Here is a 20,843-nt window from a genome sequence, read left to right on the forward strand (position 1 = left end):
CCGAATATCGTCTTTTATATGCTCATTTACAGGCCGTTAAGCTAGCTTGGTAGTCAGCAAAAAAACCCGTCAAATCCTACCATCTATTTTGAAAAAAGGCTTGATATTCTGCCCCATTCTGGGTAATTTTATCTGTTTAAAACAACCATCCCAACATGGCGAAATCAGATACGGCGCAAGCCACAGCATCTGCTAATGACAACAAACTAAAAGCGCTGCAAACGACCATTGAGAAGCTCGACAAAGCATTCGGCAAAGGTACCGTTATGCGGTTGAGCGAAAGTAAAGTGGTCGACGTTCCGGTTATCTCGACTGGTTCGCTGGGCCTCGACCTTGCACTCGGCATTGGCGGTGTACCCCGTGGCCGGGTCGTTGAAATCTACGGGCCGGAATCGTCGGGTAAAACCACGCTGACGATGCACTGCATCGCCGAAGCACAGAAAAACGGCGGTCTTGCTGCCTTCATCGACGCCGAACACGCCTTCGACCGCGTCTACGCCGAGAAGCTGGGTATCGATACCAAAAACTTATTGATCTCGCAGCCTGACAATGGTGAGCAGGCGCTCGAAATTGCCGAGCACCTCATCAGCTCGGGTGCTATCGACATTATCGTTATCGACTCTGTTGCCGCGCTCGTGCCGAAAGCCGAGATCGAAGGCGAAATGGGCGAAAGCAAAATGGGTCTGCAAGCCCGCCTGATGTCGCAGGCACTGCGGAAACTGACCGGCACGATCAACAAAACGGGCTGCTGCTGCATTTTCATCAACCAGCTTCGTGAGAAGATCGGCGTGATGTTCGGTAACCCCGAAACGACCACTGGTGGCAACGCCCTGAAATTCTACGCGTCGGTTCGACTCGACATCCGTCGGATCGGGCAGATCAAGGAAGGTGCCGACAACGTGATCGGTAACCGCACGAAAGTGAAAGTGGTGAAGAACAAACTGGCGGCTCCGTTCAAAGTCGTTGAGTTCGACATCATGTATGGTCAGGGTGTATCAAAGGTGGGCGAAGTGCTCGACTTGGCCGTTGAAATGGAAATTGTGAAGAAGTCGGGTTCGTGGTTCTCGTACGGCACCAGCCGCCTGGCGCAGGGTCGCGACGCGGTGAAAGAACTGCTGCTCGACAACCCGGAGCTGATGAACGAACTGGAGACGAAAATCCGGGCTAAAATCGCCGACGACGAAAACGCCCTGCTCGATCCTGTTCTCGAAGGTACCGAGGCCGATGACGAAGGCGAAATCGACGATTAAGCACTCGTTATCTTTCTGCACAAAGAGGTGGCTGGCATTGTCCGGCCACCTCTTTTTTTATTTTTGTGTTTTCGCTTCGCCTGCCAACGACCACTGCCTGCATGTCTGCTCATCACAAACTCGACGTTTGCCCAAATTGCGGTACCCACCTCGGCCACGACGCTAACTTTTGCCCCAACTGCGGTCAGGAGAACCACGAGGTAAAACTGCCGCTCAGTCACATCGGGTACGAGTTTGTCGAGAGTATCACCCACTTCGACAACAAGCTCTGGAACTCGCTGAAAGCCATTTTCACCCGCCCCGGTCAGATGACGGCCGAATTTCTGGAAGGCAAACGCGCCCGCTACGTCCCCCCCGCCCGGCTGTATGTGTTCGTCAGCGTGCTCTTCTTTTTCCTGGTCGGCAAATTCGCCAGTCATCAGATCGAAAGCACAAGCCGGGAAGTGTTGCTGACGACACTGGCCGACGATGTATCCAAAAAGGCACTCGGCGGGGAAACTGGTCAGAAAAAAGATTCGCTGCTGGCCAGTCAGGGGTTGGATAAGGTCGCGACTATCGAAGTCGATAAAGTGGGACAGCCGGCCGAACATAAACTGTTTTACCAAAGCCTGACTTCGTTGCCTGCGGCTGGTCTGGATTCGCTGCTCCGGACACAGAAACTGCCGGCTACGGGTGATAACCGGGCGAAGCTAACCCGGTTGCTGACGCTGATCCGCGACGAGCCGACAACGTATCCGGTACTGGTGCTGATCGGTAATGTCAACGAGAATTCCTTTTCGTTTCCAACCGAGCGCGAACGGCGGCATTTCCTCCATCAGATCAGCCTGTTCTCCGACGAGCAGCTCGATTCAACACTTACGAAAAACAGGTTGAAAACGGGGTATTTCGGTCGTATGGCCCTGCGCAAAGCCAACCGCATCACCGAGATTTCCCAGGCTGATGATATTCATACAGTATCGGATGAGTTGAGCCACGTGTTTATCAAGAGCCTGTCGACGACTATGTTTGTGCTGATGCCGTTCGTGGCTTTTCTGCTATGGCTGTTTTATGTCCGGCGGAAGCAGTACCGGCGGTATTATTACGAGCACCTGGTCTTCTCAATTCATGCCCACACGGTGCTGTTTCTGTTTCTATCAATTGCGTTGCTGATCGCCATTTACCTGGAGCATTACGTGCCGGAATCCGTCGTAACGCAGATTCTGTTCTGGGCCGTCGTCGTCAGTTTTGGCTATTTTCTTCTTTCGCTCAAGCGCGTCTACAATCAGACGTGGCTGCGTACGGTGGGTAAATTCGTACTGATCTCCGGCATTTATCTGGTTACGGTAATGCTCTTTATGATCGTTGTGCTCGGGCTGTCGGCAAACTCGTTATAAGGTAGCATTCAATCCAGACACATACGTCAATGCGTACATAGTTACGAAGCCGGTCGATAGTTGACTGGCTCGTAAGCTACACACGCTATGAAATCGTTATTCGTTGCCCTATGTCTGTCGGCAGGTTCGTTGTTTGCCGCAGCCCCCACCGAAGGCCCAAAAGCTGCTAATCTAATCGTGTACCGCACCGGTTGCATATACGGTAGCATGGCTAAATACCGGGTCAACATCGACAATCAGGAGCAGACAAAACTGAAAAATAAGTCGATCTACACGACGACGCTGACACCGGGTTCCCACACGATTGCTCCCCGCAATCCTAACAAAGCGGTGACGATCAATGCGCAGGATGGCCAGACGTACGTAGTGCAATACAAAACGCGCTTCGGCCTGTTTGGTGCCCGCCCCAAACTGAAGGTGATGACGCTGGAAGAAGCGAAGCAGAACAAAAGATTCGCTGCCTTGCAAAGCAACACGGGTATGTAAGTGCCAATGCTTACCACCTGAAAAGCAAACCGCCCCGGTTGCATCAGAGCGACCGGGGCGGTTTTGTATGTTGGCAGCGTCGACTACCGGTTTTCCATCGGGACGAATTCACGGAGGGTTGAGCCGGTGTAAATCTGACGGGGACGACCGATTGGCTCCTTCGTCTCGCGCATTTCCTTCCACTGAGCAATCCAGCCCGGCAGACGACCGATGGCGAACATGACCGTGAACATATTGGTCGGGATGCCCAGTGCGCGGTAGATGATACCCGAATAGAAGTCGACATTCGGGTACAGCTTGCGCGACACGAAGTATTCGTCGTTCAAAGCCGCTTCTTCCAGCCCTTTCGCGATTTCAAGCACAGGGTCGTTCACACCCAGCTTGCTCAGTACGTCATCGGCCGCTTTCTTGATGATCTTGGCGCGGGGGTCGAAGTTTTTGTACACGCGGTGCCCGAAACCGAACAGGCGGAAGCCCGTCGTTTTCGCGTTCTTCGCCATGTCAATGTACTTGGCTACGTCGCCACCACCGGCTTTGATTTCTTCAAGCATTTCGATTACTTCCTGGTTGGCGCCACCGTGCAGTGGCCCCCAAAGGGCGCTGATACCCGCCGAAATCGACGCGTACAGATTCGCCTGCGACGAACCAACGAGCCGTACCGTCGAGGTCGAGCAGTTTTGCTCGTGGTCAGCATGGAGAATAAGCAGGATGTTCAGGGCTTCGGCGACTACCGGATCGACGGTATAGTCTTCAACCGGCAGGGCAAACATCATGTTGAGGAAGTTCTCGATGTAACCCAGTTTATTCTTGGGATAGTTGAGCGGGTGTCCCATCGACCGCTTGTACGACCACGTAGCGATGGTTGGCAGCTTGGCAATCAACCGAACAATGTCCAGGTTTTCGTCGCCATTGCCCTCGTACGATTCTGGGTAGAAACCACTCATGGCACTTACCAGCGACGCCAGTACGCACATTGGGTGAGCCTTAACCGGAAAGCCGTCGAAGATCTTACGCATATCTTCGTTTACCAGCGTATGATGCCGAATTGCTCCTTCAAACTGCGCATACTGCTCTTTCGTAGGCAGTTCGCCATAAATCAGCAGATAAGCAACCTCCAGGAAAGACGCTTTTGACGCTAATTCTTCGATTGAATACCCCCGATAGCGCAGAATGCCTTCTTCACCGTCTAGAAATGTAATGGCGCTCTTGGTAGCACCGGTATTTTTGTAACCCCGATCCAGCGTTACATAACCTGTTTGATCGCGCAGATTAGAAATGTCGAAGGCTTTTTCCTGTTCACTCCCTTCCAGCGTGGGAAACGAGTATGATTTACCATCGACGGTGAGTTCAGCAGTGTTTGCCATACAGAAAATCAGGGTAGTATATTCAGTAGTAAAGGATTAACAGCCCAATGGGGGTAGCGGGGCGAAATTAGCCCAAAAACCCAATAGTCAGTCGAAATCGTCATAAAAAAGCGATTCCTTAATAGGATACTAACCGGCTGTCGCGCATTTAAGTTTTTACGGCTTGTACCGACTCCCGCCTTTGACCACCAGCCGTACCTGCCGCAGCGCATTCATATCAGCAAGCGGGTCTCCCTGAACCACCACCAGATCAGCCAGCAATCCGGCTTTGACGCGCCCCCGATCGGCCAGGTGAAACACGTCGGCATTGACTGAGGTTACGGAGCGCAGCACCGCCAGCGGTTTCATCCCGTAGTCGACCATCATCAGCAATTCGCGGGCGTTGTCGCCGTGACTGAACACACCAACATCGCCCCCCGCGCAGATGGTTACGCCCGCGCCGAGGGCCTGTTTGAACGTCACGCGTTTCTCGCGGATGCGGGCGGGTTCGGGTTCTTGCCCTTTCTTCCACCCCCGGTACTGACTCACCGCGTCGCCAGCCGCCAGCGTGGGGCAAAGCGCCGTACCATGTTGTTTCATCAAGGCAAAAATCTCGGGTGTTCCGGCATCACCATGTTCGATGGTTTCGCAGCCGCCCAGAATGGCCCGACGCATACCCTCGGCCGTACTGGCGTGTGCCACTGCCGCCCGACCGCTGCTTTTTGCCACCTCCACGATGAGTTTAATTTCGTCGAGCGTGAACGTCGGCTTCGCTTCGGCCATCAGGCCCCAGCGGTAGTCAGCATAGATTTTTATCGCGTCGGCCCCTTTGCCAATCTGCGACCGTACCGCCCGAATCAGTGCATCGTGCCCGTCGGCTTCTTCGGCCCCCTGCGGAAACTGGATGTCGGGGCTAGGGCTTTTCGGTCCGTAGCTACCCGATGCGATCAGGGCCTTCGTCACGATGACCATACGCGGCCCCGGAATAATGCCCTGATTGATGGCCTGTTTCAGCCCAACATCGTCGTATTCGGCTCCTTCCGTGCCCAGGTCGCGCACAGTGGTAAAACCAGCCATCAGCGTTTTTCGGGCATGATTGGTAGCCCGCGCCGTGCGGAGTGATCGGGCTTCGCGCAGCACCTGCTCGTCCCACGGCGTTTCGTTATACGGATGCAGAAACAGGTGGGAATGCCCTTCGATCAGCCCCGGCAACAGCGTCTGCCCGGCCAACTCAACGACTTCCGCGCCATTTGCCGGTACGCTGGCTGCTGGTCCGGCCGCGTCAATTTTATCACCATTTACCCGAACGACCCAGCCCTCGTGCATCGTCTCGCCATCAAACACGCGGTCGGGCTTGAGCAGGTATGTCTCAGACAGCATCTTGCTGTCTGTTGCTCTGGCAGGAATAGACTGCCCCGTACAAACAGCAAGGATGGTGTTTGAGACAACAACGAGCAACCACAACTTATGTAAAATCATTGTATTCGGGTTTGATATACGTCCACTTCCAGTCCTGCCAACATTGGCACAAACCAGCCTTGACCGGGTTATGCAAAACGTATTGTACAATGCGATGTAGTTCGGCGCGATCACGCACAAGCCGGTCGTAGCTCTCGTGCTCCCAAAATGCGCCCGTTCGATCCAACAGTTCATTGCACTTACTGGCGGTAAAGCTCTTCAGGCTGTGCATTACCTGTTGCAGCGACACTGCTTCATCATTGAGCGTGAAGACAACGTGAACATGATTCGACATCAGGCAGTACGCGATCAGCTCATACCGTTTTGCATCGAAATAGTGAAGTGCCCTAGCAATCTGTTCCGCTATCGCATTAACAGCTAACCACTTAGGGCCAAAGTTCGATTTCTCAAGTATCGTTTCGTAAGCAGCGAAGTACTGTCTGGTCAATCTGTCTAGTTCGTCAGGCGTGTGGTCGCGTCGAGCGATGATCTGTTGTTTACGGAGTAAAAAATCTTCTGACAGACGCTGCTTTTCGATCTGCGGCACAGAACCATATAACCGTGTAGTCACGAAAAACGTACCGCCCAATGGTTGGATGTGTGGTAAACGGGAGCGGTAAAAGTCGGTGTGGAGCATCAAGTTTTGCCTCAGCTATTTTGTCTCAAACAGCATCCTGCTGTTTGCTCTATCACCGGCAATATAGCTGACGCAAGAAACAAACAGCAGGATGCTGTTTGAGACAAACTATCATCGGCGCGTGGACTTACCCTGAATGAGCGTTAGTAGTTTTTCGCCGAAAATCAGGACGCAGATGCCCGGCAGCAGAATAGCCCCCGCCCGAAAACCGGCGCCGGTCAGTTTATACACGCCACCATTGTACAGGGTAAAACTATCAATGAGCCAGTAGCCAGACAGGGCCAGCAGGGCCACTACTATACCGATACCAATGGCCTGACCGAGTCGCCCAGCCAGACCGGCAATCAATACCGCAACGACGGCAACGGCGGCAACGGTACCGAGTGCTTTGGGGAACGTTTCCAGGTAGTTGTAATCAAAAAAAAGGACGCCCGCCCGACCAATCAGGTTGGGGTGCGACAATAGCCAGCCGTCGAGAACGACCAGCACCAGCAGGACAACGTAAAAAAATGGGCTACGCATGAACCGTATCAATCAGGTTAGTTAATCGAAACGAAGATAGTTTTTTACAGCCCGTCGACAGCTATACAGCTACTAAAAAGGCCCAACTATCGTTAGTTGAGCCTTTTTTCGAATCATTTGTCATTCCGACGACAGGAGGAACCTTCGTCACTGTCTGGTACTTTTCACAGGTAACGAAGATTCCTCCTGTCGTCGGAATGACAAAACTATGCCGTGTAACTTGTCAACCAGCCATCTCCAGTTTCAGGAACTTGCCAGTATAGCTGCCTTTCGCTTCAGCGACTTTTTCGGGCGTGCCTTCGGCGATGATCTGACCACCTTTGTTGCCGCCTTCCGGCCCCAGGTCGATAACGTGATCGGATACTTTGATGACATCCAGATTGTGTTCGATAATCAGCACGGTGTTGCCCTTGTCGGCGAGCTTGTTCAGCACGTCGAGCAGGTGAGCAATGTCCTGAAAGTGCAGGCCGGTGGTTGGTTCGTCGAGGATGTACAGCGTTTTACCAGTGTCTTTCTTCGACAGTTCCTCGGCCAGTTTTACCCGCTGGGCTTCGCCACCCGACAGCGTTGTCGCGTGTTGCCCCAACGTGATATACCCCAGCCCCACGTCATTCAGCGTCGTTACTTTTCGCAGAATTTTGGGTTGACTCGCGAAGAATTCCAGCCCCTGCTCAACGGTCATGTCGAGTACATCGGCAATGGACTTGCCCTTGAAGCGCACTTCCAGCGTTTCGCGGTTAAAGCGTTTACCTTTGCAGGTTTCGCACAGCACGTGAACATCGGGCAGAAACTCCATCTCGACCTTTTTCATACCCGCGCCTTCGCAATCTTCGCAGCGGCCACCCTTCACGTTGAACGAGAACCGACCGGGTTTATATCCGCGAATTTTGGCTTCGGGCAATTCGGCGAACAACGTGCGAATCTCGGAGAACATACCCGTGTAGGTGGCCGGATTTGAGCGGGGCGTCCGACCAATCGGCGACTGATCGACCTCGATTACTTTGTCCAGGTGCTCTAGTCCGTCGACGGTTTTGAACGCAAGCGGCTCCCGCTTCGACTTATAAAAATGCCGGTTCAGAATTGGGAACAGCGTCTCGTGAATCAACGACGATTTACCACTACCCGAAACGCCCGTGATGCTGATCATCCGGCCAAGCGGCAGTTTCAGTGTCACGTTTTTCAGGTTGTGACCCGTCGCGTTTTTGATGAGCAAAAACTTACCGTTACCCTTGCGTCGTTCGGCCGGTACGGCAATCGCCCGGCGACCGCTCAGGTAGTCGGCGGTGGTGCTGCCGTTCTGAATAAACTCATCGGGTGTACCGATACCGACAACCTGCCCGCCATGCCGACCCGCGCCGGGGCCAATGTCGAGGATAAAGTCGGACTCAAGCATCATGTCTTTGTCGTGCTCCACGACCAACACCGTGTTGCCCAGATCGCGCAGGTTTTTTAGCGAATCGATCAGTTTCACGTTGTCGCGCTGATGCAGACCGATGCTCGGTTCGTCCATGATGTACAACACCCCGACGAGTTGCGTACCGATCTGCGTGGCCAGCCGTATCCGCTGCGCTTCCCCACCCGACAACGTCCGTAACGAGCGGTCGAGCGTCAGATAATCCAGCCCGATGTCGACCAGAAAGCCGATGCGCTTACGGATTTCTTTCAGGATTTCCTTACCGATCACGTTCTGCCGGTCGGTCAGGCGAGTTTCCACGCCATCGAACCAGGCGGTCAGTTCCGAAATGTCCATGCGGGCCAGTTCCGATATGTTCTTCTTGTCGATCTTGAAGAACAGCGACTCTTTTTTCAGCCGGGCACCGTGGCACTCCGGGCAGGTCTTGACGACCATGAAGTCTTTAATCCACTCCTGAATTTTGTCGGTGGAGTTCTCCTGCTGCCGCTTCAGAAAGTTGACAATCCCCTCGAACTTGAAACTGAAGTGGTCTGCTTCGTACTGCTTCTTCGATGGGTCGACCACGTCCGCTTCCGTACCGTACATCAGCGCATACAGCAAATCATCGGGATACTTGCTGACGGGCGTACTCAGACTCAGTTTGTATTTTTTCAGAATTGCTTCGATCTCCTTGAAAATCCACAGCTCGCGGTATTCACCCAGCGGTGCAATAGCACCCCGGCTTACACTCAGCGACTTATCAGGAATAACCGAATCTTCTGTGATTTCTTCGATCACACCCAGCCCGTTACAGACCGGACAGGCTCCATAGGGCGAGTTGAACGAGAACGAGTTTGGTGACGGTTCGTCGTAGCTGATGCCCGACTCGGGGTCCATCAGATTCTGCGAGAAATACACCAATTGACCATCCCCGTCGAGCATCTGCATCGCGCCTTTGCCCTGCTTCAGCGCCGTCTGCACCGACTGACTCAACCGGTAGCGGTCGTCAGCTTTGGGCACGATGCGGTCGATAACAATTTCGATATCGTGGATTTTGTACCGGTCGAACTGCATCTTCGGCACGATGTCCTGCACCACCCCGTCGACGCGCACTTTGGTGTAGCCCATCTTGGCGATCTGCACGAACAGTTCGCGGTAATGCCCCTTACGTCCTTTGATGACCGGTGCCAGCAGCGTCAGCTTCTGCCCGTTGTACTGCTCCAGAATCGTATCGATGATCTGATCCTGCGACTGCCGCTCCATCTTCCGGCCGGTTATATACGAGAACGCTTCCCCGGCGCGGGCGTAGAGCAATCGCAGAAAGTCGTAAATCTCGGTCGTGGTGCCGACCGTGGAGCGGGGGTTTTTCGAGGTCGTCTTCTGCTCGATCGAAATCACCGGACTCAGGCCGTTGATCTTGTCGACGTCAGGCCGTTCCATATCACCGATAAACGAGCGGGCATAAGCCGAGAAGCTCTCCATGTACCGGCGTTGGCCTTCGGCATAAATAGTATCGAACGCCAGCGATGATTTGCCGCTACCGCTGATGCCCGTCACGACCACCAGCTTGTTGCGGGGAATCGTGACGTCAATGTTCTTTAAGTTGTGTTCGCGAGCCCCCAGCACTTCGATTTGCTCGTAGCCGGTCAGGTCAATATCGTTCAGTTGAGTCGTTTCTTCGGTCGTCACGCTTGGGGTTGGCTTATTCTAAAAAACAACGTAAACGGACACCGCGTAGTTTCCTCAGACCCAACCGGATTTAGGGGGCGATAGTAGTTAATTCAGAACCGCGACTCACTTTAATAAGCTATGCGTCATCTGCTCTATCTCACCACTTTTCTACTCGGCTTCACTGATCCATCATCGGCCAACATAGCCGTTACCAACCCGGTCCACATAGTTGCTCACCGGCCTTCTCCCCGGCACATTCGGCATCGCAGTACGCGCACAAGTGCTTACCACTATTACCGAAACAGCGCAGGTAGTCGGGTCCAGTCGCCAACCTTCTATTCAGTTCCCCCGGCGGGCGCAACGGCCGAATGTCGCGACGGTTCGTACAGTTTCAGTCAGTCGCACCGGGGCACCTGCTCGCGTCATGGCGGGGTAAAACGGTGGCTATGAAACGGCATTATTTCCCGGTACAATTTGTTTAGCTTTACTAGCTGTAAACCACAACCGCCATGCTGACCACAGTACAAGGGACTTACCAAAACGGCCAAATCATTCTCCACGAAACCCCACCTGTTCAGGAACAGACCGAAGTGATTGTTACATTCCTGACAAACGAGAAAAAAAATGCTACCCGGCGGGGTGGTAGTATGCGTGGAGAAGTCTGGATGTCAGATGACTTCAATGCTCCTGTAGACGATTTGAGCGACTACATGTGATGCGTGTATTAATTGACACACAAATACTGATTTGGTTCTTCGAAGGAAATAAATCGCTCCCTGCCAACATACAGAGTCTAATTACCAATGCCGACAACGAGGTATGCGTAAGCCAAATCAGTCTGTTTGAGATAGCCATAAAGCTGAAGATCGGTGGCCGTCTGACGCTTAAAAGAGGACTGGATGGGTTGATTCAGGACTGCCGCAGCGAAGCCATACATGTACTATCAATTACCGACAATCATCTTCTGGCTTACGAAAAAATTCCTTTCTTTGACGACCACCGCGACCCGTTCGACCGGCTGATTCTGGCAACGGCACTAGCCGAGCAAATGCCAGTTGTTTCGGCCGACGAGAAGTTCACGCGCTACCGGGATGTAGTGGAACTGATCTGGTAAGCCTCCCCTGACAAAAGCGTTATTTTCGTGCATGACAAAATCGCCCAACTGGACACGCGAAGAATTGATCCTGGCCTTTAATCTATATCTGAAATTGGATTTCGGAAAAATGCATAAAGGCAATCCCGAAGTAATAAAATTAGCTGGCATTTTAGGACGTCGAACGCCTGACTCTGTTGCAATGCGGCTCACCAACTTCGCTAGTGTCGATCCTTATCATCAGAAACGTGGTGTCAAAGGAATGACTGGAGGATATAATCAAGTCAAACCGATATGGAATGAGTTCAATAGCAATCGAGAAAATCTAGTATACGAAAGCGAACAGATTTTAGCCAATTACAAAAACGAAACAATTGAAGAAGCTTACTCAGAATTAACGTTTGACCTAACCGGATTGAAAGGGGAAGTCAAAGACAGGATTGTCAAAGTTCGTATCAATCAAAGTGTTTTCAGGCAAATGATTCTGAAAACGTATGAGAACCGGTGTGCTGTTTCCGGCATTGACATACCAGAGTTGTTAGTTGCAGGGCATATAATGCCGTGGTCAGTGAGTGAACAGGAGCGATTAAATCCCGAAAACGGAATCTGCCTTTCAAACCTGTATGACAGAGCGTACGAAAAGGGATTGATATGCATCGATACAGATCATAGAATACTCATTTCCAAACAGTTGAAAGAGAAAAAGAATAAGGATTACTATATCCGCTTTTTTGAGAAATTTGAAAATCAAGCCATCACGATTCCAAAATCGTATCAACCAAGAAAAGAGTTTTTAGAATACAGGCTTGAGCGTTTCGAGAAGTAAAAAATATATTCTATTCCAATTTATAGACAGAAAAGCGATATGAGTTCACAAGCAAATAAGCTTTCTGATTCGCCGTGATTTCACGCACATCTCATAATCCCTTACACCTCCTCGGTCTGTAACTGCTTCTCGTACAGCTCGCGGAAGGCACCGTTGCGGGCCATCAATTCGGCCTGCGTACCTTCTTCAACAATAGTGCCCTCATCGAGCATGATGATGTAGTCGGCGAGTTTGGCGGACGATACACGGTGCGAAATGATAACCGACGTACGGTCGGCCATGATCCGGCGCAGGTTGTTCAGGATGATATTTTCTGTGTTCGTGTCAACCGCTGATAGACAGTCGTCCAGAATCAGGATGCGCGGGTCGCGGGCGATGGCACGGGCGATACTCAACCGCTGCTTCTGTCCACCCGACAGCGTAACGCCCCGCTCACCCACGGCCGTATCGAAGCCTTCGGGGAAATCGATCACGTTCTGGTACAAGTCGGCGTCGCGAACGGCCTGCTCGACACGCGCCTGCGGCAGGTCGGGTCGGCCAAAGCGAACGTTGTTGCTGATTGTTTCCGAGAACAGAAAAACATCCTGCGGCACGTAGCCCATCTGACTCCGCAACGAGGTCAGGTTGTAATCAACGATGGGCGTGTTATCGATGCGGATCTCGCCCGACGATACATCGTACATCCGGGTGAGCAGGTTGGCGAGGGTAGTCTTTCCTGAACCTGTTGTACCAAGAATGGCGACGGTTTCGCCCGCCTTCACATGCATCGAGAAGTTGTGCAGGGCGACGATACCCGAATCAGGATATACAAACCGGACGTTACGAAAGTCAATCTCGCCCTGAATTGACCGGTTGATATCCTTCTTCGATACGATGTTGGTCTTGATATTAAGAAACTCGTTGATTCGAGCCTGCGACGCGGCTGCCCGTTGCGTCTGACTTGTCGTCCAGCCCAGAGCCATGACGGGCCAGGTCAGCATGTTGACGTACAGGATGAACTCGGTGATGTTACCCGGCGTCAGTCGACCGGCGATGATTTCCTGACCACCGATATACACGACGAGGATATTACTCAGCCCAACCAGAATGGCCACGATGGGGAAGAACAACGAATCGACTTTTGTCAGACTCAGTGATTTAGCCCGGTACGTGTCGCTCTCGACTTCAAAACGCGCGGCTGATTGTTGTTCCTGAACGAAGGCTTTCAGCACCCGAATCCCCGAAAACGCTTCCTGCACATAAGTCGACATCTTCGACAGGCTCGCCTGAATTTCCTCCGACTTACGGATGATGATGTTATTGACCAGATAAATCAGCACTGACAGAATCGGCAACGGCAACAGCACGTAGGCCGATAGCCGGGCGTTGATGCTGACCATGTACGTAATGACCAGGATAAACAGCACGATCAGGTTGACACCGTACATGATACTCGGCCCGACGTACATCCGCACTTTACTGACGTCTTCCGAGATACGCGCCATCAGGTCGCCGGTGTTGTGCTGCCGGTAGAAACTCAGCGGCAGGGTCTGGTAGTGATCGTAAATCTCGTTTTTGAGGTCGTATTCGATGTGCCGCGACATCACGATCAGCGTCTGCCGGACGAGGAACAGGAAAAAACCTTTCAGCAGGGCCAATGCCAGCGTACCCCCGGCAAACAGCAGCAGGCTAAATGCGAAAATGCTGTACAGTGCCGGTTGCAGCGTCGAGCCGTCGTAGAGATGGTAGGTGTCGAGTGTTTCGCGCACCAGGTCGAGGGCGTACCGAACGAGTTGGGCAGGGAAGATACCGAATAGGTTGGAAATGGCCGTAAAGACCGTACCCCAGATCAGGTACCATTTATACTTAACGAGGTATTTGTTGAGGTAGGAAAGTGCTTTCACAGGGAACCGGTTCGCGTCAGATTTTTAACCCCGCCCCCCCGCGAAAAGTTGCAGATAAGGGTGTGGACAGGATTACAGCCGAGCCGCCGGGCGGATGAGCAGGATTTTTTGTATCCGATCGCTGGATTGACGCTAAAATGATTCCTCTTTCTTCATCTGCTGACGGTAGTAACAATACTGGTAGTACGTGAGCTAGCCCTCTACTAGCGACTAAAATCCGGTTAATCCTGTAATTCTGTCCATAAATCCGTAAATTTGCGGTTCTATACAGCTCGTTCTTTACTTTATCGGTGCTTAATCACTTCTGGCGGTATGCTTAATCGGCGACTACTCCGAATCAAGGTCATGCAGGCGTTGTACGCGCTTCGGCAGGCCGAATTTTCCAATCAGCAATTGGCCCACGACGGTATTGCTGACTTGTTTCAACCCGACCTCAACTCGATGCTGCCGCAGGATAAGCGGCAACTCGAAGGAAATCGCCAGTTGGCTGCGCTCCTCTTTGACGAAGCGATTAAGACCAATCAGCCCGCGCAGGACGACGACGCGCCCAAAGCCGTGCTGAAAGCCGCCAACGACGGCCTTGTTTTCTACCGAATCCGTACCCAGAAAGACCGCCAGCACCTCGCCCAGCTGATGATCCGGCAGGTAAACGGCATCTACGACGACTACCTCCGCGTGATGACGCTGCTCGTCGCGCTTGGACAAGCTGCCCGCACCGACCGCGACCGTCGGTACCGCGACGTCGACGAAGCACCGTTCCCATTTGAATCCGATTTCAGCGAAAATACCGTCGTGCAGGCACTGACGGCCCATCAGCCGTTGCAGGACGAAGCCATTCGGCACAGTATTTCCTGGACCGACGACATGGGCTTCGTCCGGAAAGCACTGAAAGAAGTGCTGAAGAACGACGAAACGTACCGGGCGTATTGCGAGCAGCGCACCCACACCGCTGATGAAGATCAGGCACTGGTACAGTATGTGTTGCGGACGCTGGTTTTCAAACACGAAATCATCCGCGATCACCTGGCCGAAATCGACCTGAGCTGGGCCGAAAACAGCGAAGTTGTACGGGGACTGGCCATTCGAACGCTGAAATCAGTACAAAGCGTGGCGGGTTTGCAGCTCGAACCGCTCACCGACGACTGGGAGGAAGACGAACTGTTTCTGAACACGCTGTATGAGCAATCGCTTAAAAACGATGCCGATTACGAGCAGTTGCTGGCCGAACAATTGAAGAACTGGGACGTTGAACGGGTAGCTATCCTCGACCGGATCATTCTGAAACTGGCTGTTTGCGAACTGCTTAGTTTTCCGAACATTCCCGTCAAGGTCACGATCAACGAATATATCGAATTGGCCAAAGCGTACAGTACGCCCAAAAGCGGTAAGTTTGTCAACGGAATACTGGATAATCTGTCCGAAAAACTCATGGCGTCGGGTCGCCTGCGCAAGAGTGGCCGGGGATTACTGGATAATAAATAGATTGTTATTTCTGCTGGTTGGGCGTGTCAGTTTGGGGTAGGCCGTTCGTTTATCCTACACTACAGCGCGGATCAACCGCCTAAATTCTTGACCAATGAACAAAGTAAGCCGCGACCTAACTTTTCTGCTCATCGGTGCCGCCACGGGTACGGCAATCGGCCTGCTCTATGCCCCCGACCGGGGGAAAGTAACCCGCGACCGGCTGTCGTACCGGCTGTCGAAATACCGGGAGCAGGTTGAATCAATGCTTGATGATCTGCTGCACGCCAGCGAACAACCGGACAACAACTCGCGGGATGAGGGCGAACGCGTTGTAAACAATGCGCGCGAGAAAGCAGAGCAGCTGCTGGCCGACGTCGATCGGCTGATGGCACAAATCAAACAGCAGAACGCCTGATCGAACAGGAAGCCGGGTTAAGCGCCCGGCTTCCTGCCACTATACCACTGCCACTTACCAATGCGCGTATCGAACTGGTTTTTCGTACTGGCTATTGCCGGTCTTGGGCTTAGCAGCTGCGATAACCGACAGCAGGCGAAGGAAGCACAAGCCAGCGTTTCGGCTAAAATGCCGAAAATCACCTTTGAGCAAAAAGGTGTTTACGACTTCGGCACCCTGACCGAAGGCGACACGGTCGAACATGCGTTTGCCTTTAAAAACACGGGTGAGTTTCCGCTGATTATCAATAACATCACGGCGTCGTGCGGCTGTACCACGCCCGAGTGGCCCCGCGAGCCGATAGCCCCCGGTGCCAGTTCAACGATTCGCGTTCGGTTCAACAGCCGGGGCAAAAGTGGCGAACAGAACAAAACGGTCACGATATTTGCCAACACCGAACCGTCGATGACCGACCTGCAATTCAAGGCTCTCGTCAACTCGAAGGAGGTTACGGCCAAAAACTAATCCAGTCACCCATTTGCTATGTACGCCTTATTACTACAACTGTCCGGAGGTAACTCGTCGATGCTGGCCAACATCCTGCTCTGGGGTGGTATCATCATCGTCTTTTACTTTTTCATGATTCGCCCGCAACAGAAAAAGCAGAAGGACCAGAAGAGCTTTGTCGACAACCTCAAGAAAGGCGACAACGTCGTTACGATCGGCGGTCTGCACGGACGCATTGCCTCCGTCGACAGCACAACGGTACAGCTCGACGTTGATCGGGGGATGAAATTGACCTTCGAGAAGTCGTCGATTTCGCGTGAGGCCACGGCCAAACCCGTCGAAGAAGAAAAGAAGTAGGGCCGCGCTAGCCGATTTCGCTCTTGACAAATACACCCAACACGACGTCGTTTCAACCGACCAAAGCCTTGCTTTGCCTGCTGGCTGCTGCCTTGTTCTGGCTCCTGAATGCGCTGAACAAAACCGGCTACTCGCTCAACATCGATTACCCGATTCATTTCGTTTACAACGATACGGCCTACGTCCCCGTAACACCGCTGCCCCGTACCGTACGCGTTAACGTGTCGGGCGACGGCTGGGGACTGTTACGCCATTCGTGGCTTCCCTTTCAGGTCGAGCCGGTCGATTACCCCGTGCAGGCTCCGCTGCGGGCGTCGGTTATCAACACCTCATCGCTGACGGCGGCCCTGGCCGAGCAGATCAAACGACTGAAAGTCAACTACGTCGTAGCTGATACCGTCGACATCGCGTTCGACCGGCGTATTACAAAAACGATCCGGCTCCGGGCCGATAGTACAAGCATCAATCTGGCCCCCGGTTATGCCGTGTCGAGCGTTATCAACGTGACCCCAGGCAGTGTAACCGTCACCGGTCCACAGCGGCTGGTACGTGGCCTGCCCGACACGCTCCAACTCAAAATTTCCCGCAAGCGTATCGCCGACAATTACGACGACGAGGTGCCGCTGACACAGTTTCGGCACCCTCAATTGCAGACGTCGGCCAACCGGGTGCTCATCAGCTTTGAAGTTGGTCAGTTGCTATCGCTTCCGGCTTCTTCTTCGGCTAACTAAGTCCGGTAATCAGTTGATGCGCGGCAACGCCTAGCCAGTTACCACACCACACATCAGCTACCAGTTTACCACTGTTCTAGCTAGTCGCTTTACCCTGACACAAAGGCACTGTAGCTTTGTGTCAGGGTATTGTGTTTGTACGTGTCAATGATAGTTCACGAATGAGATCTGTGTTTCGCGTTGGGGTTACGGGAGGAATTGGCTCGGGGAAAAGCCTCGTTTGTCGGGTGTTTGAATCGCTGGGCGTGCCAGTGTATCTGGCCGACGACCGCGCAAAATGGCTCACCGAACATGACCCAATCCTGAAGGCCGACATTGTGCGGGTGCTTGGCCCGATGGCCTACGACGCCCTGGGGCATTACAACCGGAGTTGGGTAGCGAGTCAGGTATTTTCCAATCCCGACCTGTTGCAAAAGCTCAACGCCGTGATTCATCCGCGCGTCCGGGCCGACACCGCCGACTGGGTAGCGCAGCAAACACACGCGCCCTACGTCATCAAAGAAGCCGCACTGATGAAAGCCGCCAGCCCGGAAACAGGTATCGATCAGGTAATCGTCGTTGAATCGCCGTTGGCTATCCGTACGCAACGCATCCTGAAGCGCGATACACACCGCACACTGGACGATATTCAGCGCATCATTGCCAATCAGGTCAGCGATGAACAGCGTCGACAGTTCGCGGATCACATACTGGTCAATGACGATTCGCAGTTGCTGCTACCCCAAATCTGGTCACTGCACCAGCAGTTTCTAGCGCAGGCGCAACCAGCTAACAATTAACCCTGAGGTGTCTCCCTGAGAGGTTATTGGGCATTCAATCATCCATGACAAAAACGGCGAGTTTGTCATCCCGACGCAGCCGGGCGGCCGGTGCCGAGGGATCTTCGCTAATAGGCTATTTCATTAGCTTCTCACGAAGATCCCTCGGCACCGGCCGCCCTCCTGACGTCGGGATGACAGAAAAAGATTCGTACACAACGTCTGAGACGCCAGATCGGTCTGGCGTGAACGATCGCGCTATCTCAGGCGGCAAAATCAAATCCGTCGCGTATTTTTAGCAGATACACGCTCATCGATAGCAATGAAAAAAACGACTACGCGTCTGCTGCTGGCCTATGCGGGCAGCTTCCTGCTCGGTGCCTTCGTCATGGCACCCGACGACCCTCAAAAACCAATTACCAGTGAAATGGCCGATGTGGCGTCGCGGGTGTTCGGGCTAACATTTACCCCCGCCGAGCGCGACTCCATGCTCGACAACCTCAACGACTTCCGGCCCGACTACGAAGCCCTCCGCAAAGTCGACCTGCCCAACGACGTAGCCCCAGCCCTGTATTTCAACCCCCTGCCGACCGGCTTTAAACTGCCCACGGGCGCGTCGGCTATACCCGCCCCCGCATCGACGGGACTTAAACGTCCGGCGCAACTGAATGATCTGGCGTTTTACACCGTAGCGCAACTGGGCGAGTTGATCCGAACCAAACAGATCAGCTCGGTAGAACTGACCCGCTTTTTTCTGGACCGGCTGCACAAACACGATGCTACGCTGCACTGCGTGATTACGTTTACCGATTCTCTAGCCATGCAGCAGGCCCGGCAAGCCGACACGGACCTGAAAGCGGGCAACTACCGGGGGCCACTGCACGGCATTCCTTACGGTGCGAAAGACTTGCTAACCAAGCGCGGCTACAAAACGACCTGGGGTTCGGTACCGTATAAAAATCAGACGCTGACCGACGACGCAACGGTGATCCGTAAGCTCGAAGCGGCCGGGGCGGTACTGTGCGCAAAAATGTCGGTGGGTGAGCTGGCGTGGGGCGACGTCTGGTTTGGCGGTATGACCCGCAATCCGTGGAAGCCCGAAACGGGGTCGAGTGGCTCGTCGGCGGGATCAGCATCGGCGGTGTCGGCGGGGCTGTTGCCGTTTGCCATTGGCACTGAAACACTAGGGTCGATCGTGTCGCCGTCGACGGTGTGCGGCACGACTGGCTTACGGCCCACCTTCGGGCGGGTAAGCCGGCACGGGGCTATGGCACTGAGCTGGAGCATGGATAAAATTGGTCCCATCACGCGGTCGGTCAACGACTGTGCGCTGGTGTTCAACGCTATTCACGGCCCCGACGGGCTCGACCTGACCGTTATGGCCGCTCCGTTCCGCTACGCGCTCAAAACCTCACTGAAAGGCATGCGGATTGGCTACGTAAAAAAAGCGTTCGAGAGCAACTACCCCACCCGCAGCAACGATTCGCTGACACTTCAATCCCTGCGTTCGCTTGGGGCCGAGCTGGTACCAATTGATCTGCCAACTACCATATCTTCCGGTCGAATCGGTTTTATTCTGGGCGTGGAAGCGGCTGCCTCATTCGATGAACTGACCCGCTCCGGGCGCGACGACGAGATGGTGCGGCAGATCAAAAATGCGTGGCCGAATGAGTTCCGCTCGTCGCGGTTTGTACCGGCGGTGGAATACGTACAGGCTAATCGCGCCCGTACCCGGCTCATCAACGACATGGCCGCTCTGCTGAAAAAGGAACGGCTGACCGTGTACATCAGCCCGACCTATGCGGGCGGTAACCTGACGCTAACCAACCTGACCGGCCATCCCTGCGTGGTTGTACCCAACGGATTCAACGCGCAGAAAACCCCGTCCAGCATTACATTCATGGGTCAGCTGTTTGCGGAGGGCGATGTACTGGCCGTGGCCGGAGCCTATCAGCAGGCTACGGAATGGCACAGGAAGCACCCGTCGATGTAACCTTACGCCTGCCCGGTTTCCACAAACCTTTCAGCAGCATCAGACGTTCTTTACAGGAACACTAACAACAACTACGTTATGAAACGTCTGATGCTTTTGATGGCTTTATTTCCGCTGCTGTACGCCTGTGCACCGCGCGTTGCCGTCGACTACAACAACAAGGTTGACTACAGCAAGTACCGTACGTTTACCTGGATGGACTCCGACATAAAAGCGGGGCAGAATCCACTCTACTACAATCAGATCGCTACCGACAATGTCGAAAACACGGTAGGCCAGGTATTGAAGGGCAAGGGGCTGAAAGAAAACACGAAGAACCCGGACCTGCTGGTAGGTTATCACTTCTTCGTTGAAGACAAAACGCGCACGGTATCGACGCCAAACTCGGCCTTTTATGGTCCGTTTGGGGGCTGGGGTCGCTGGGGTTATGGCGGCTGGGGACCCGGTTACTGGGGTGGCTGGGGCGGTACACAGCAGTACATGCAGGAGCAGTACAAATCCGGCACCGTAGTCGTTGATATGGTCGATGCTGATACCAAAAAGCTGGTATGGCGCGGTTCTATCCAGGATGCAGTTAACAACCCGGCTAACATCTCTGACCGACTCACCAAGCAGGTACAGGAAATTGTCGACAAATTTCCGGATCGTAACAGCTAAGCGAGATAGGTTAAACAAACATCGGACCGCCGAAGCGGCATTCTGCT

21 protein-coding genes are annotated in these 20,843 nt (G+C 53.5%); 15 read left to right on the forward strand and 6 right to left on the reverse strand.

Features of this window, described 5'->3' with window-relative positions; genetic code table 11:
• Positions 1-155 precede the first annotated feature (155 nt).
• From recA to HH216_RS03730, 3 genes are all read left to right on the forward strand, one after another.
• Complete coding sequence (recA, locus tag HH216_RS03720; RefSeq protein WP_169549565.1) at positions 156-1,250, forward strand: recombinase RecA; 1,095 nt, start codon at positions 156-158, stop codon at positions 1,248-1,250.
• Positions 1,251-1,351: 101 nt separating this feature from the next.
• Complete coding sequence (locus HH216_RS03725) at positions 1,352-2,623, forward strand: DUF3667 domain-containing protein (RefSeq protein WP_169549566.1); 1,272 nt, start codon at positions 1,352-1,354, stop codon at positions 2,621-2,623.
• An 87-nt stretch (positions 2,624-2,710) separates the two neighbouring features.
• A complete protein-coding gene (locus tag HH216_RS03730) occupies positions 2,711-3,109 on the forward strand; it encodes a DUF2846 domain-containing protein (protein ID WP_169549567.1) in 399 nt (132 codons plus the stop codon).
• An 83-nt stretch (positions 3,110-3,192) separates the two neighbouring features.
• On the opposite strand, the gene HH216_RS03735 is transcribed toward HH216_RS03730, so the two are convergent.
• From HH216_RS03735 to uvrA, 5 genes are all read right to left on the reverse strand, one after another.
• Positions 3,193-4,473: a citrate synthase gene (locus tag HH216_RS03735; protein ID WP_169549568.1), complete on the reverse strand. Its 1,281-nt coding sequence runs from the start codon at positions 4,471-4,473 to the stop codon at positions 3,193-3,195.
• A gap of 156 nt (positions 4,474-4,629) precedes the next feature.
• The gene (locus HH216_RS03740; RefSeq protein WP_254448679.1) at positions 4,630-5,832 is read right to left on the reverse strand and encodes a metal-dependent hydrolase family protein; all 1,203 of its coding nucleotides are present in this window, start codon (positions 5,830-5,832) and stop codon (positions 4,630-4,632) included.
• 85 nt (positions 5,833-5,917) lie between these two features.
• The gene (locus HH216_RS03745) at positions 5,918-6,547 is read right to left on the reverse strand and encodes an REP-associated tyrosine transposase (protein ID WP_169549570.1); all 630 of its coding nucleotides are present in this window, start codon (positions 6,545-6,547) and stop codon (positions 5,918-5,920) included.
• Between the two features lie 111 nt (positions 6,548-6,658).
• Complete coding sequence (locus tag HH216_RS03750; RefSeq protein WP_169549571.1) at positions 6,659-7,069, reverse strand: hypothetical protein; 411 nt, start codon at positions 7,067-7,069, stop codon at positions 6,659-6,661.
• 223 nt (positions 7,070-7,292) lie between these two features.
• The gene (gene uvrA / locus HH216_RS03755) at positions 7,293-10,151 is read right to left on the reverse strand and encodes an excinuclease ABC subunit UvrA (protein WP_174842697.1); all 2,859 of its coding nucleotides are present in this window, start codon (positions 10,149-10,151) and stop codon (positions 7,293-7,295) included.
• Positions 10,152-10,271: 120 nt separating this feature from the next.
• Between uvrA and HH216_RS03760 the strand changes: the two genes are divergently transcribed.
• From HH216_RS03760 to HH216_RS03775, 4 genes are read left to right on the forward strand one after another with little or no spacing between them, the layout of a single operon-like run.
• On the forward strand, positions 10,272-10,583 hold the full coding sequence (locus HH216_RS03760) for a DUF3761 domain-containing protein (RefSeq protein ID WP_217371894.1): 312 nt from the start codon (positions 10,272-10,274) through the stop codon (positions 10,581-10,583).
• Between the two features lie 59 nt (positions 10,584-10,642).
• A complete protein-coding gene (locus tag HH216_RS03765) occupies positions 10,643-10,849 on the forward strand; it encodes a hypothetical protein (protein WP_169549572.1) in 207 nt (68 codons plus the stop codon).
• On the forward strand, positions 10,849-11,247 hold the full coding sequence (locus tag HH216_RS03770) for a type II toxin-antitoxin system VapC family toxin (RefSeq protein WP_169549573.1): 399 nt from the start codon (positions 10,849-10,851) through the stop codon (positions 11,245-11,247). Before HH216_RS03765 ends, HH216_RS03770 begins: the two co-directional genes overlap by 1 nt.
• 31 nt (positions 11,248-11,278) lie before the next feature.
• Entirely contained in the window at positions 11,279-12,052 is a 774-nt protein-coding gene (locus HH216_RS03775) for an HNH endonuclease (RefSeq protein ID WP_169549574.1), read from the forward strand.
• 101 nt (positions 12,053-12,153) lie between these two features.
• On the opposite strand, the gene HH216_RS03780 is transcribed toward HH216_RS03775, so the two are convergent.
• A complete protein-coding gene (locus HH216_RS03780; RefSeq protein ID WP_169549575.1) occupies positions 12,154-13,935 on the reverse strand; it encodes an ABC transporter ATP-binding protein in 1,782 nt (593 codons plus the stop codon).
• A 345-nt stretch (positions 13,936-14,280) separates the two neighbouring features.
• Between HH216_RS03780 and nusB the strand changes: the two genes are divergently transcribed.
• From nusB to HH216_RS03820, 8 genes are all read left to right on the forward strand, one after another.
• On the forward strand, positions 14,281-15,417 hold the full coding sequence (nusB, locus tag HH216_RS03785; RefSeq protein WP_169553259.1) for a transcription antitermination factor NusB: 1,137 nt from the start codon (positions 14,281-14,283) through the stop codon (positions 15,415-15,417).
• A gap of 94 nt (positions 15,418-15,511) precedes the next feature.
• Positions 15,512-15,814 carry a YtxH domain-containing protein gene (locus tag HH216_RS03790; RefSeq protein WP_169549576.1) on the forward strand — a complete coding sequence of 101 codons (303 nt, stop codon included), beginning with the start codon at positions 15,512-15,514 and terminating at the stop codon, positions 15,812-15,814.
• A 60-nt stretch (positions 15,815-15,874) separates the two neighbouring features.
• Positions 15,875-16,318 (forward strand): DUF1573 domain-containing protein, encoded by a 444-nt coding sequence (locus HH216_RS03795; protein WP_169549577.1) that lies wholly within the window; start codon positions 15,875-15,877, stop codon positions 16,316-16,318.
• 18 nt (positions 16,319-16,336) lie between these two features.
• Positions 16,337-16,657, forward strand: a complete 321-nt coding sequence (yajC, locus tag HH216_RS03800) for a preprotein translocase subunit YajC (protein ID WP_169549578.1) — start codon at positions 16,337-16,339, stop codon at positions 16,655-16,657.
• A gap of 23 nt (positions 16,658-16,680) precedes the next feature.
• Positions 16,681-17,388 carry a YbbR-like domain-containing protein gene (locus HH216_RS03805; RefSeq protein ID WP_169549579.1) on the forward strand — a complete coding sequence of 236 codons (708 nt, stop codon included), beginning with the start codon at positions 16,681-16,683 and terminating at the stop codon, positions 17,386-17,388.
• Between the two features lie 161 nt (positions 17,389-17,549).
• Positions 17,550-18,167, forward strand: a complete 618-nt coding sequence (gene coaE / locus HH216_RS03810; protein ID WP_169549580.1) for a dephospho-CoA kinase — start codon at positions 17,550-17,552, stop codon at positions 18,165-18,167.
• A gap of 301 nt (positions 18,168-18,468) precedes the next feature.
• A complete protein-coding gene (locus HH216_RS03815; protein WP_169549581.1) occupies positions 18,469-20,139 on the forward strand; it encodes an amidase in 1,671 nt (556 codons plus the stop codon).
• A 78-nt stretch (positions 20,140-20,217) separates the two neighbouring features.
• On the forward strand, positions 20,218-20,796 hold the full coding sequence (locus HH216_RS03820) for a DUF4136 domain-containing protein (RefSeq protein WP_169549582.1): 579 nt from the start codon (positions 20,218-20,220) through the stop codon (positions 20,794-20,796).
• The last annotated feature ends 47 nt before the right edge of the window (positions 20,797-20,843 follow it).

This window comes from Spirosoma rhododendri (genome assembly GCF_012849055.1).
Classification (GTDB): Bacteria; Bacteroidota; Bacteroidia; order Cytophagales; family Spirosomataceae; genus Spirosoma; species Spirosoma rhododendri.

Excerpts from the sequence above, each read along its gene's own strand:
- coaE (WP_169549580.1), top strand. The coding sequence starts at position 17,550 with ATGAGATCTGTGTTTCGCGTTGGGGTTACGGGAGGAATTGGCTCGGGG.
- HH216_RS03730 (WP_169549567.1), top strand. The coding sequence starts at position 2,711 with ATGAAATCGTTATTCGTTGCCCTATGTCTGTCGGCAGGTTCGTTGTTT.
- HH216_RS03750 (WP_169549571.1), bottom strand. The coding sequence starts at position 7,069 with ATGCGTAGCCCATTTTTTTACGTTGTCCTGCTGGTGCTGGTCGTTCTC.
- HH216_RS03740 (WP_254448679.1), bottom strand. The coding sequence starts at position 5,832 with ATGCTGTCTGAGACATACCTGCTCAAGCCCGACCGCGTGTTTGATGGC.
- HH216_RS03775 (WP_169549574.1), top strand. The coding sequence starts at position 11,279 with ATGACAAAATCGCCCAACTGGACACGCGAAGAATTGATCCTGGCCTTT.
- recA (WP_169549565.1), top strand. The coding sequence starts at position 156 with ATGGCGAAATCAGATACGGCGCAAGCCACAGCATCTGCTAATGACAAC.
- HH216_RS03745 (WP_169549570.1), bottom strand. The coding sequence starts at position 6,547 with ATGCTCCACACCGACTTTTACCGCTCCCGTTTACCACACATCCAACCA.
- HH216_RS03765 (WP_169549572.1), top strand. The coding sequence starts at position 10,643 with ATGCTGACCACAGTACAAGGGACTTACCAAAACGGCCAAATCATTCTC.
- HH216_RS03760 (WP_217371894.1), top strand. The coding sequence starts at position 10,272 with ATGCGTCATCTGCTCTATCTCACCACTTTTCTACTCGGCTTCACTGAT.
- HH216_RS03820 (WP_169549582.1), top strand. The coding sequence starts at position 20,218 with ATGAAACGTCTGATGCTTTTGATGGCTTTATTTCCGCTGCTGTACGCC.
- yajC (WP_169549578.1), top strand. The coding sequence starts at position 16,337 with ATGTACGCCTTATTACTACAACTGTCCGGAGGTAACTCGTCGATGCTG.
- HH216_RS03770 (WP_169549573.1), top strand. The coding sequence starts at position 10,849 with ATGCGTGTATTAATTGACACACAAATACTGATTTGGTTCTTCGAAGGA.
- HH216_RS03735 (WP_169549568.1), bottom strand. The coding sequence starts at position 4,473 with ATGGCAAACACTGCTGAACTCACCGTCGATGGTAAATCATACTCGTTT.
- HH216_RS03725 (WP_169549566.1), top strand. The coding sequence starts at position 1,352 with ATGTCTGCTCATCACAAACTCGACGTTTGCCCAAATTGCGGTACCCAC.
- nusB (WP_169553259.1), top strand. The coding sequence starts at position 14,281 with ATGCAGGCGTTGTACGCGCTTCGGCAGGCCGAATTTTCCAATCAGCAA.
- HH216_RS03815 (WP_169549581.1), top strand. The coding sequence starts at position 18,469 with ATGAAAAAAACGACTACGCGTCTGCTGCTGGCCTATGCGGGCAGCTTC.
- HH216_RS03790 (WP_169549576.1), top strand. The coding sequence starts at position 15,512 with ATGAACAAAGTAAGCCGCGACCTAACTTTTCTGCTCATCGGTGCCGCC.
- HH216_RS03795 (WP_169549577.1), top strand. The coding sequence starts at position 15,875 with ATGCGCGTATCGAACTGGTTTTTCGTACTGGCTATTGCCGGTCTTGGG.